This window comes from Arcicella sp. LKC2W (assembly GCF_034931005.1).
GTDB lineage: Bacteria > Bacteroidota > Bacteroidia > Cytophagales > Spirosomataceae > Arcicella.
Genome location: NZ_JAYGIN010000004.1, coordinates 171904 through 184179, shown reverse-complemented (window position 1 = coordinate 184179; position 12276 = coordinate 171904). Strand labels below are relative to the sequence as shown.

Below are 12276 nucleotides of genomic sequence, written 5' to 3'. Positions count from 1 at the left end.
TACTGCCAAAAGAAGAAATTAAAAACAACGTAGTCAGCGTTTTGAACGCTGACTACGTTAAAAAAAATTACGAAAGACTCGCTAATGCTGATTGAACAGCCTCAAAACTTGGTGTTTTTCCAGCATCTTCCAATACTTCAGCATATTGAATTGTTCCTTCTGCATCAACTACAAAAGCAGAACGTTTTGAAACACCTTTCATACCCAACACGAAGTTTTCGTACAAAGAACCATAAGACGAAGAAACGTCTTTGTTGAAATCTGACAATAAATTGAATGGTAATTTTTGTTCAGCCTTGAATTTCTCTAAGGTGAAAAGAGAATCGACAGAAATACCCAAAATCTCTGCGTTCAGTTGTGAGTACGTAGCGATATTATCACGCATTTCGCATAATTCAGCCGTACAAACACCTGTAAATGCTAATGGGAAAAATAAAACAACAACGTTTTTACCTTTAAAATCTGAAAGGCTAACTTCTTGTTTTTCAGAATTATACAATTTGAAATCTGGGGCTTTTTCGCCTACTTGTAATGCCATTTTATTGAAGTTTTTAGTACCACAGGAATCCTTCCTGTGTGTAAGTTTTAGTACCACGAGAATCTTTCCCGTGTATGTTAAGTATATTTTTCACGGGAAAGATTCCCGTACTATAATTACAAAATCTCAGCCATTGCTTCCGCTACACTTGGAATAAAATTAACCTCCGCAACTTGTTTTTTCTCTTTGAACGCCTCACGTGGTTTGATGCTAAGGATTTGGAATAATTCTTTGTCGTTTGAAACCGCTGGGTTTGGCGTTGTCAAAAGAACATCTCCTGAGAAAATAGAATTTGCACCTGCCATAAAACAAAGCGTTTGTCCTTCGTAAGACATATCCAAACGTCCTGCCGAAAGTCTCACCATTGATTTTGGCATCAAGATTCTTGCCGTTGCAATTGTTCTTACCATATCCCAGATAGAAGCAGGTTCTTGTTCTCCAAGTGGAGTACCTTTAATAGGAACAAGATTATTAATTGGCACAGAATCAGGATGTTGTGGCATATTAGCAAGCGTTTTCAACATTCCCATACGGTCTGCATCACCTTCTCCCAAACCGATAATTCCTCCCGAACAAACTGACAATTTTGCCTTACGAACGTTATCAATGGTATTCAAACGGTCAGAAAAAGTACGAGTTGAAATTACATCTTCGTAGTTTTCTTCGCTGGTATCAATGTTGTGATTGTAGGCGTATAAACCTGCATTTTTCAATTTTTCAGCTTGAGATTCTGACAACATTCCGAGCGTACAACAAACTTCAAGACCCATTTCATTTACGCCTTTCACCATGTCTAAAACTTTGTCAAAATCTTTGTTATCACGAACTTCACGCCAAGCGGCACCCATACAAAAACGTGATGAACCTGCATCTTTAGCACGTTGAGCGGCAGCTAAAACTTCAGGAGTTTCCATCAATTTCTGCACTTTCACGTCGGTGTGATAACGGGCTGCTTGTGAGCAGTACGAGCAATCTTCTGGACAACCACCAGTTTTGATTGACAATAAGGTACTGATTTGTACTTCTTGCGGGTCATTATACTGACGGTGAACCGTTGCGGCCTGATAGACCAATTCCATAAATGGCAAATTATAAATTGCTTCTACTTCTTCTCTTGTCCAGTTATTTCTTATCATTGCTATATTCGTTTTTCAGAAAAATCATTTTAACCTTTAAAATTAACCATGCTTTTTGGGTTTGGCAAATTTGGGCTTGAAAAAGGCTGAACATTTGGAGTGTTCAGCCTTCGAAAAATGTAAATCTTTAATATTGCAACGTAACTTTATATGATACACACAATTTTTTTATCCGATAAGGAAGCATTGGAATAGTTTAAAAGCCTACGCCTGTTGTTAGAGTTTTGATTCTGCAAATGTGCATATTTGAGGTAAGGTATAAGGTTGAGCCATCATCACCCCAAGCACAATTGGCGGTTGGTTCGTTGGTGTCAATTCTGCCTAATAATTTACCTGCGGATGTGATTACTAACACGCCTCCTGGCCCTGTCGAGAAGATATTTCCTTTTTTATCTATTTTCAAACCATCAGGCAAACCTTTTAATTTTCCTTCTTTTACGGCTGGCGTTGCGTCATAAAATACCTTTCCAAGCCCAACGCTTCCGTCGGCATTAACTGGATATGCCATAATTACCGCACGACTTGGGTCAGATTGTGCGACGTACAAAATCTTTTCATCAGGTGAAAAAGCCAAACCATTTGGACGTTGTAAATCACTCACCACTAAACTCACTTTTCCGTCTGTTCCGATGCGATAAACACCAAATAAATCCGTTTCACGAGTTGGGTCATTTTCCTTTTTCATTAAACCATACGGCGGATCGGTAAAATAATAGGCTCCGCTTGAATGTTGAACTACGTCATTTGGACTATTAAATCTTTTTCCCTGAAAATTATCCGCCAAAGTTCGCTTCCCTCCTACTGTTAAAGGCAATGCCGAAATCCTGCGGTCGCCGTGTTCACAAGCTACTAATTCACCTTTTTGATTGATAATTAAACCGTTACTTCCTGGTTCATCGCTGTATTCTCCCAAACCCGTATAGCCCGAAGGTTTCAAAAAAGACGTTGCGGCTCTATTTCCTTCTTGCCAGCGATAAATGGTATTGGCAGGAACATCCGAAAAGAGTAAATATTTGCCATTTTTTACCCAAACTGGACCTTCCGACCATTTATATCCTGACGATAAAACTTCAATTTTAGCATCAGGAGCAATGAGTGCGTCAAGAGCGGGGTCAAGTTTAACAACTTTTCCTAAAGTCGGATAATTGGTTTGGGCTGAAATAGCTGACATACAAGATGTTATTAAAATGATTGACAGGATTGTTTTCATTAGTTTATGGTTCTAAATCTTGAGAAATTTTCAAGGTTGGATAAGCAAATTTCACCTCATTTTGTTGAATTATTACCATGATTTGGTAGTTAATTTCTTCTTTAATTCGTCGCATAACAGAGGCATCAAATGTGGCGATGTGATACGAAACTAAAATTTCCAATGAGTTATCCCCAAAACCTTCAAAACGAGTAATACTTGGGTCAGTGCGATAAATCATTTCATGGTTTAAAACGTAATCATTTATCTCGGAAACCACCTTTTTCATTTTTTCAATTGGGGTACTTATTTCTAATTTCAATAAATACCTTGCACGCCTAAATGGTCTTTGTGTTTGATTTTCAAGAGCTTGAGCCGTTAAAAGTCGATTAGGGATAGCAATTAAACTGCCGTCTCCTGTACGTAAACGAGTGCTACGAAAACCGATTTTTTCAACATCGCCTGATACTTTATCCGACTGAATATTATCTCCCACCACAAAAGGCAAATCAAGAAAAAGCGTAAAAGAGGCAAACAAGTTTTCTAAAGTTTCACGAGCCGCCAACGCAATAGCAAGCCCTCCGATTCCCAAACCTGTTACCAAAGCCACAACATCTACTTTGAAAACAACTCCCAACATGACAAAAAACGTCAAAATGGACACGCCAACTACGACTAAATCTCTAAAAAAGGGAATAAATTGGTCGTCCAATTTTGATTCCGTCAAGGTGGCACGTTCTTGAAAAATAAGGGCAATGAATTTAGCTATTCGTACTAAAATCCAATAAATTGAAAAGATAAAACCTGCTTGAAAGCTTTTCAGTAAAATCATTCTGATACCAAATTCCTCTTGCGACGGAATCCGCCATGACGTTGGAAAATGTACAAACGAAAAAGCAATGTAAAGCAAAATTAAGGAAATGAATAGGCGAACAGGTTGCCGAAGCATCGCCACACAAGTCTGAATCGGGATTTTATCGTGCTTAATGAAACGATATAGAATTTTACTGAAATTATCAGCTAAAAAGCGTCTAAACAAAAGTCCAAAACCCAAAATTCCAACCAATATAAGAATATCAGTTACTTTATTTTCGAGGATTTCGGCAGATAAATATTGCATTAGATAAAAATTTGATGAATGAGTAATTTACAGCGGTAAAGTTATGCTGATTGTTGCTTAATTTAATGAAAGAAACGGTAATTTTACAATAGACGACTTATTTCTCATTCCTAACCAACACACTATGAAAACTCGGCATAAGGTTTTATCCGCTCTATTTTTATTGTCCATAATAACCTATCTCGACCGTGTTTGTATGAATGTGGTCAGTAAATATATCAAAGAAGATTTATCCATCAATAATCAACAATTTGGGTATATTTTGGGGGCATTTTCATTGGCTTATGCCCTTTTCGAGATTCCTACGGGGGCAATGGGCGACCGTATTGGTTCAAGAAAAGTATTAACTCGTGTGGTTTTATGGTGGTCTGGTTTTACGGCATTAACGGCAGTTGGCTATAATTACATTTATCTGGTTATCATTCGTTTTTTCTTTGGTGCAGGCGAAGCAGGAGCATATCCAAACGCTTCCATCGTAATTGCTCGTTGGTTTCCTGCGGTAGAAGTGGCTCGGGCTCAAGCCGTTATTTGGGCAGCAGGACGACTTGGCGGTGCTTTAACGCCCTTTTTAGTCATTCCTTTGGTGCATCGTTTGGGTTGGCAAATGGCTTTTGTGGCTTTGGGTTTGGTGGGCGTTTGTTGGGCAATTGGTTGGTACAGTTGGTACAGAGACACACCTTCCGAAATGAAAAATATTAGTCAGGAAGAAGTAGAAGAAATTGAATCGAAACGAAAAATTAAAGCATCCGAACACCATTTTAGTTGGCAAACTATCATCAAAAATCCGAATATTTGGGCGTTGATGTTGATGTGCCATTTATTCTTTTACGCTTCTTATTTCTTTACCAATTGGTCAAATACGTATTTTATTGAAGGGCGTGGCATGACCGAAGACCAATCTAAAAACTTCATTTCATTATCTTACGTTTTAGGAGCAATCGGCTGTATTATTGGTGGGTTTTTGAGTGATTTCTTGGTAAAAAAGTATGGTTTATCCTTCGGAAGAAGAGCCGTTGCGATGGGCGGTTTAGGACTTTCAAGTATTTTATTTCTATCGGCAGGACTTACCGAAAATAATGATTTAGTCGGCTATTTATTGGCTCTTTGCGTGCTGACAAAGGATTTAGCCCTTCCTGTTGCCTTTGCTACTTGCGTTGATATTGGCAAAAAATATTCGGGAACTGTGGCAGGAACAATGAATTTTGCGGGACAATTAGGGGGATTTTTTATCACTATTATTTTCGGAATTATGGTAGAACAAACTCATAATTTTAACTATCCATTAATTTTGATTTCTGGTTGTTTGGTAATTAGTGCTTTAATGTGGTTGAAAATTGACCCAAGTAAGGATTTACAAATTAGTAGTGGCGAATAGTATTCGCCAATTACTGACAATCGGCGAATACTATTCGCCGCTACCGAAACTACCTTTACAACACTGACGAATGCTATTCGCCACTATAAAATAAATCATGAACCTAACCATAGATTTAGGAAATACTTACGCCAAAACGGGGCTTTTTGAAGCAGACAAACTAATTGAAACCAATTGGAAATTATCTTATGATGAATTGGTTAATTACGTACAAACAATTCGTCCTCAACGAATTATGGTTTCATCGGTAAGTTATTCGGAAGAACAATTAAAAGAAGAATTTTCAGACATAACTTCTGAGATTTATTTACTTAAAAATACAACGCCCGTTCCACTCACAAAACTTTACGACACACCTGAAACCCTCGGTGCTGACCGTGTGGCGGCGGCAATTGGTGCAAGGGTTTTATATCCTCAAAATAATTGCGTTGTGATAGACATGGGAACGTGCATTACCTACGACTTGGTGGATATTGAAGACAATTTTCACGGAGGAATTATCTCTCCAGGGGTAAGAATGAGATTCAAAGCCATGAATACTTTTACCCAACGTTTACCGTTATTAGAACCCGATGGAATCCCCGATGGAATACCAACACTCATCGGTAAAAGCACCAAACACGCCATGCAAAGTGGCGTAATGAACGGATTATTAGCAGAAATAAACGGGCTTATTGAAGAGTATAACAAGGTTTTAACAAATATTAACGTCATTTTCTGTGGTGGGGATGCTTCAAACTTTGCAAACCGCATAAAATACCCGAACTTTGTAATCCCAGAATTAGTGCTGATTGGACTTAATCGAATTTTAGAATATAATGTCAAATAACAAAAAAGGTCATAGTTTACAGACGATAAATTTTAGAGGTTTATTTTTAAAATCTCAACAAAACGTCTCTCATTCATTTTTGTCAAAAGTAGTATTTTGCATATTGCTTGCTACTTACTCCCTACTACCTATTGCAAAAACGCACGCTCAGGAAACAAACTCACCTTTTTCATACTGGGGTGTTGGTGAAGTTTACAATGGCGGAACAGCGATAAACTCGATGATGGGAGGTTTAGGAGTTGCCAATTCAAATGGTATCTATATTAATACGCTGAATCCTGCACTTTTGGCACGTAACCGCTACACGGTTTTTGAAATGGGTGTCAATACAGAAGCAAAATCTATGCAAAACGCCAAACAACGTTCTAATACTTATAACGGAACTGTTGGTCCAATTATGATAGCATTACCTGCTTCTCCAAGATGGACTTTAGCCTTAGGGTTAGCTCCTTATAGTACGGTCGAATATAAAACCTTCTCGTCGCAAAAACTTGATATTTTGGGTACTGACAGTGTAACTTATACTTACAACGGAAGCGGTGGACTTAATAAAGCAGTGATAGCCAATGGCGTAAGAGTTACCAAAGATATGTACGTAGGCTTAGAATTTGCTTATTTATTTGGTGTGATAAATCGTGATGTAATTACTCAAAATCTAAGTGACTCTCAAAATTATCAGATAAATTTAGCTGACCGTACCAATTACTCTGGTACACATTTTAAATTAGGTTGGGCTTGGAGACCAAAATTAAGCAAGGAGTATTTCTTAAATGTTGGAGCAACAGCAGAATTTGGGCAAAATATTGGTGCTAAGTCTTTAAAGAGATTTACGATTAGCAACGCATCAGGTTTATCTTTAATTAATGCCGATACTTTAAAACAAACAGACGGAAAAGTTTCACTTCCAGCTACTTATCGTTTTGGCGTTAGTATCGAAAAACCTGCAAAATTGTTAGTTTCGCTTGACTACTCAATGACTAAATGGTCTGGTTTTCAAAACCTTACTGGTTCTTCTGAAAACCTACGAGATGCACATACGATTGCTTTCGGAGCTGAATATATTCCAAAATTCGATGCTCTCAATGGATATTTCAACCATGTAATGTATCGTGTAGGAGCAAATTATACCACTTCTCCTTATGCTTTCAACGGAAAAGATGTTGCTAACGATATGAGTTTCTCAGCAGGCGTATCACTTCCTTTAAGAACAATTTCTTATGTAAACATTGCGTATGTACGTGGTAAAAGAGGTGTTTTAGCCACCAATGGCATTGAAGAAGTTTATAATAAAATTGTAGTTGGATTCTCATTAGGAGACTTCTATTGGTTCCGTAAACCGAAAGTTGATTAATTTTTTAGGTGTTAGGGGTTGGGATTTAGGCATTAAGAATGTAAGATTTAACACTTAAATACAAAGTTTATACAAATGATTTATTGAACTATTTTCATTATGTATCAAATAAAAATATTGATTAAAGCAGTACCACAGGTGTTAATATCTGTGGTACGTTTTCTTTATAAGCAAATGTTATCTTTTTCCAATTCAAGTAAATCTATTCTCTGTTCACTATTCTCTATAATCGTGCTTATTGCTTGTGAAGACGATAAAAAAGAATTTAAGCGAGTAGAGTACAAAGGTCCAATTTCTGAAGTTTACGGCATAAATATGAGTTATACAGACTCAGCAAGATTAGTCGTAAGAATGTCCACCGAAGCTCAATTAACGATGGTCAATGAGGACAAAAAATATCCAAAAGAAGTTAGGGTTTTCTTTTTTGATAAATTAGGGAATAATACCACGAAATTAAGAGGAGATTCTGCGATTTATTTGAAGGCAAATAATCTTTACCGAGTAATGGGAAGGGTAGAAATTAATAATCAGGTAAAGAACGAAACATTGGCAACGGACGAATTATTTTGGAGTCCCGACACGAAGAAAATATATTCTAACAAACCCGTTGACATCAAAACACCCGACCAAGTTATTCATGGAATGGGCATGGATTCAAACCAAGATTTTACTGAATACACCATTCGCAAAGTAACAGGCGTAGTTAGCGTAAAGAGTTTACCACAATAGTTTTAGATGCGACCGTCGCTCGGTTCGATATTCATTTTCCGAACATCGAACCGAGCGACGGTCGCATCTAAATGCTATTTTTTACAGTTTTCCAACACCTTCTGTACGTATTTCACCTCTGTAATTGTCTTCTCATTCCCCCATTCATTGTAGATATAAGTAGCGATTTCGGCAACGTCCAAAGCCTGTAATTGCGTATTAGCAGGCATAGCTTGATGAAACGATTTGCCGTTCACCACGATGGTATCTTTCAAGCCATTTCTCATCGAACAAAGTATCAATTCTTTATTTTTTTCAAGGAAATCCGAACCAGCAATTGGCGGATAAAGCCCTGCCAAACCTTGTCCGTTATCTTGATGACAATTGGCACAATGTAATTTATAAAGTGCCTGTCCGTCGATATAATATTGTTTTAGTTTAATATCTTTTTCACTGCAAGCGGTAAGCAGTAGGCAATAAACAGTAAGCAGTAAGCAGTAGTTTAATATTTTCATTTTATTAACTTTATTATAATTTTCACTTCTCATTCAAAAGTATTTCCATATCAATCATCAATCTATCTACTTTGGTGGGTTCAGTTCCATCGTAAATTCCTCTGATATGACGATTTTTATCTACTAAAATAAATGCTCCACTATGAACAATTCCTCCTGGTTGAGTTGGGTCGTCGGTAGCAGAAACCATGTAACTTTTCTGCCCAATTTCATAAATTTTAGCTTTATCACCCGTTACCATTTGCCACATTTTAGACTTGATTCCCAAATTGTCCATAAACTCACGTAAAACTGCGGGCGTGTCGTGGCGTGGGTCGATTGAATGCGAAAGAATCCCAACCTTCGGATTGTCTTTATACTTCTCATAAATCCGTAGCATTTGGGTTTTCATCTTCGGACAAATCGTTGGACAAGTCGTAAAAAAGAAGTCTGAAATATAGACTTTACCCTCAAAATCTTTTTGAGTAACTTTTACAGAATCTTGATTAATAAACTCAAAATCAGGAATTTGATGATAAAGCGTATCGGTTACTTCTTTGCCATTAACTGTTTTTGTAACCGCCTCACGATTACCAAGTATTGGAAGTTTTTGGGGCTGTGAATTGCAAGAGATTAGAAATAAACAGAATGCTAAAATTGAAATTTTATTCATAAAATGAAAAATATAAAACCCTCATAGATTTTTGACTATGAGGGTTTTGTTAATATTATCTTTGGGAAAACTTCGTTAAATCAACGCCTTTAAATGCTTTCATTAACTCATCATTTTTAAATTTGACAGCTTCTTCGAGTGTTTTAAACCTTCCTGTCTTCTTTATGCTTTTTCTTGTATTTATTGACGTTTCCATTATATTCAAGTATTCTTTAGTGAAATAACGTAAGCTAAATAATTTTCGTTCGGTTCATAATCAACGATTTCGCCATTAAGTGAAATAGCTTCTATTCTAAGGAAATCCACTTGGGATTTAATTTTCGAAATAACCGTTCTATAAAGTCTCGTTCTTTTAGGTTCACTTCCTGTGAAACCTATTTTACAGCTCGGATATTTATCAAAAAACTCAAGCATTGTCCGCAATACGGTTGCCATTATCTTTGTCAAATCTTTATTTTTACTTTCAAAATACACATCATGTCCATCTTCAAAAACTTCAAATAGAGATAAGCTAAAAATATCTTCCGTTTCCTCTAAACTGGAATAAACGATTTGTTTCTTTGAAATCCCATTTGGGCCTATACTTTCAAAATCAAAGGTAAGAATATCATACGATTTTTTATAAGAGTAGATTGGTTCATCCATCGTGTAAAATTACAAAAATTGCATTCAATTATCGGTTTATTTCCCTAAAAATCCCTTTGCCTCCTCAATGCTTTTATTGGTCAATTCTTTTACACTTGAAATTTTAGCTTTTTCATCAGCGTAATATTTAGTGACTTCTTCTTCAGATTTTCCTTTTACTTGGTCGGGATTATACGCTTGCATCCAGTCCATCATTTGATTATCAGCCGAATCCAAAGCTGAATATAATTGTTTGGCTTTTGCAGAATCAGGAGAAACTTTAATGGCAGAATCTAAACTACTTTTCAAAGTCATAATGTCATCCATTTTGGGCATTACTTCATCATGAATCGCCATCACTTCATCAATCATTACCTTTTGTTTATCCTCTCCATTTTTTTGACAAGCCGCCAATGTTGTAATTATTGAAATTGCTAAAAATATTTTTCTCATAATTGTACCTGTTTGCTGAGATGAATTTGCTTCATCAAACATATAAAAATCCTTTTAAATCTGTGTTGCTTGCATCTGTGTTATCTGCGTGACAAACTACAAATCCAGTTTATAATTTGTCAATTCTACCAAATGTTTACTCAAAATCTCACGGGCATTATCAACAATGGCTTTAGATGGATTTTGCCCACCAATCATTTGGGCAATTTCCATTACTCGCTCTTCATTGGTCAGTTTTCTAATCCGAGAAACAGTCCTTGCCGAAGAATTATCTTTATAAACAAAATAATGTGCTGAACCTTGAGCCGCAATTTGGTGCAAGTGCGTAATGGCAATTATTTGGTGACTACGAGACATTTCACGCATCATATTCCCTACTTTTATCGAAACTTCACCCGAAATACCCGTGTCAATTTCATCAAAAATAATGGTTGGCAAAGCTCGTTTATTGGCTAAAATATACTTTATTGCCAACATCAAACGACTAAATTCACCGCCAGAAGCAACATTTTTAATCGGTTGTGGCTTGATACCTTTGTTAGCCGAAAATAGTAAATTGATGATATTTAACCCGTTTGGTGTCGGTTTTATAAGTTCATTTTCAATTTTCAAACTGGCATTTGGCATTCCCAAGTCCTTCAATAAATCTGAAATTTGCTTTTCGATAATTGGCAAAACTGAAACTCTGGATTTAGATAATCCTTCGCCCGACTTGAGCATAGTTTTTTCAGTTTTCTCAACGTTTGTTTTGGCTTTTTCTAAAGCTTCATCAATATTTAAAACCTTACTAACTTTTTTCTCTAAATCATTTTGAATCGCAATTAATTCAAGGTCGGTTTTAACTTGATGTTTTTGTAGTAAATTATACAACAAATCAAGACGTTGCTGAATTGATGAGATTTTTTCATTATCCAATTCTACTTCTTCCGCCTCCGTTTCCAATTCTACCGCAACGTCTTTCAACTCAATCAAACAGCTTTGTAAGCGACTTCTCAATTGTGCATATTGTTCGCCATAACCACTAATACCGTTCATATTGGCAACAGAACTGGTCAATAATGAAATTATTGATTGCTCGGGAGCGTTCAAATATTCGGTTGCCATTAAGAGTTTAGATTTTACTTCTTCGGCATTTTCGAGTTTATTCAGTTCTTGTTCTAAAACCTCCAATTCATCGCCTTTGAGTTTTGCTTTTTGGAGTTCTTCCAACAAAAAGGCATTATAATCAAACTCTTTTTTACTGTCTTTAGCTTCATTCAATAATTGCTCATACGCTCGATTAGCTTTATTATACGCCTGATAATCAGCCTTATATTTATCTAAAAGTTCATTATTCTGAGCAAAAGTATCTACAATTTGAAGTTGATAATCATTTGCACCCAACAGCAGATTGTCATGCTGAGAATGGACATCCATCAATTGAGATGTAATTTTACGGAGTGTCTCCAAATTTACGGGCGTATCATTGATAAAAGCACGAGTTTTTCCTTGTGGAGAAATCTCTCGACGAATGATACAATGTTCTTCGTAATCCAGTTCTTCCTCCTCAAAAATATTCTTGATAATGTATCCAGAAATATTAAACTCTCCCTCTATCACACACTTTTCGGATGGATTATAAAGCGTTTTGGTATCAGCACGATTACCCAATAACAACCCGATTGCTCCTAACATAATTGACTTTCCTGCACCTGTTTCACCCGTAATGATATTCAGAGAACGGTCGGGGGCAAAGTCGAGATGCTCAATAAGAGCGTAATTTTTTATGATTAGATTTTGTAACATT

The 12276-nt window shown here is 36.5% G+C and carries 13 protein-coding genes; 4 read left to right on the top strand and 9 right to left on the bottom strand.

Annotation, left to right across the window (positions count from 1 at the left end):
- Positions 1-67: 67 nt before the first annotated feature.
- The 4 genes from VB796_RS04335 to VB796_RS04320 form a co-directional block, all read right to left on the bottom strand.
- A complete protein-coding gene (locus tag VB796_RS04335; protein ID WP_323345285.1) occupies positions 68-538 on the bottom strand; it encodes a redoxin domain-containing protein in 471 nt (156 codons plus the stop codon).
- Positions 539-654: 116 nt separating this feature from the next.
- Positions 655-1674 (bottom strand): biotin synthase BioB, encoded by a 1020-nt coding sequence (gene bioB, locus VB796_RS04330; RefSeq protein ID WP_416233512.1) that lies wholly within the window; start codon positions 1672-1674, stop codon positions 655-657.
- A 196-nt stretch (positions 1675-1870) separates the two neighbouring features.
- Positions 1871-2884 (bottom strand): SMP-30/gluconolactonase/LRE family protein, encoded by a 1014-nt coding sequence (locus VB796_RS04325; protein ID WP_323345284.1) that lies wholly within the window; start codon positions 2882-2884, stop codon positions 1871-1873.
- Positions 2885-2888: 4 nt separating this feature from the next.
- Positions 2889-3983: a mechanosensitive ion channel family protein gene (locus VB796_RS04320; RefSeq protein ID WP_323345283.1), complete on the bottom strand. Its 1095-nt coding sequence runs from the start codon at positions 3981-3983 to the stop codon at positions 2889-2891.
- 124 nt (positions 3984-4107) lie between these two features.
- On the opposite strand from VB796_RS04320, the gene VB796_RS04315 reads away from it, so the two are divergent.
- The 4 genes from VB796_RS04315 (at position 4108) to lptC (ending at position 8267) form a co-directional block, all read left to right on the top strand.
- Positions 4108-5358, top strand: a complete 1251-nt coding sequence (locus tag VB796_RS04315) for an MFS transporter (RefSeq protein ID WP_323345282.1) — start codon at positions 4108-4110, stop codon at positions 5356-5358.
- A 97-nt stretch (positions 5359-5455) separates the two neighbouring features.
- Positions 5456-6187: a type III pantothenate kinase gene (locus VB796_RS04310; protein ID WP_323345281.1), complete on the top strand. Its 732-nt coding sequence runs from the start codon at positions 5456-5458 to the stop codon at positions 6185-6187.
- Entirely contained in the window at positions 6177-7538 is a 1362-nt protein-coding gene (locus tag VB796_RS04305; protein ID WP_323345280.1) for a hypothetical protein, read from the top strand. The genes VB796_RS04310 and VB796_RS04305 overlap by 11 nt, the downstream gene beginning before the upstream one ends.
- A gap of 99 nt (positions 7539-7637) precedes the next feature.
- Entirely contained in the window at positions 7638-8267 is a 630-nt protein-coding gene (lptC, locus tag VB796_RS04300) for an LPS export ABC transporter periplasmic protein LptC (protein ID WP_323345279.1), read from the top strand.
- Positions 8268-8341: 74 nt separating this feature from the next.
- Here lptC and VB796_RS04295 read toward each other — a convergent pair whose 3' ends face one another.
- The 5 genes from VB796_RS04295 to recN all read right to left on the bottom strand — a co-directional run bounded on the left by VB796_RS04295 (position 8342) and on the right by recN (position 12275).
- Entirely contained in the window at positions 8342-8761 is a 420-nt protein-coding gene (locus VB796_RS04295; protein WP_323345278.1) for a cytochrome c, read from the bottom strand.
- Positions 8762-8783: 22 nt separating this feature from the next.
- Positions 8784-9413, bottom strand: coding sequence for an SCO family protein (locus VB796_RS04290; RefSeq protein WP_323345277.1), 630 nt, complete (start codon positions 9411-9413; stop codon positions 8784-8786).
- A gap of 201 nt (positions 9414-9614) precedes the next feature.
- Positions 9615-10058, bottom strand: coding sequence for a DUF6934 family protein (locus tag VB796_RS04285; RefSeq protein ID WP_323345276.1), 444 nt, complete (start codon positions 10056-10058; stop codon positions 9615-9617).
- 36 nt (positions 10059-10094) lie between these two features.
- The gene (locus tag VB796_RS04280) at positions 10095-10532 is read right to left on the bottom strand and encodes a lipoprotein (RefSeq protein ID WP_323345275.1); all 438 of its coding nucleotides are present in this window, start codon (positions 10530-10532) and stop codon (positions 10095-10097) included.
- 54 nt (positions 10533-10586) lie between these two features.
- Positions 10587-12275 carry a DNA repair protein RecN gene (gene recN, locus VB796_RS04275; protein WP_323345274.1) on the bottom strand — a complete coding sequence of 563 codons (1689 nt, stop codon included), beginning with the start codon at positions 12273-12275 and terminating at the stop codon, positions 10587-10589.
- Between the last annotated feature and the right edge of the window lies 1 nt (position 12276).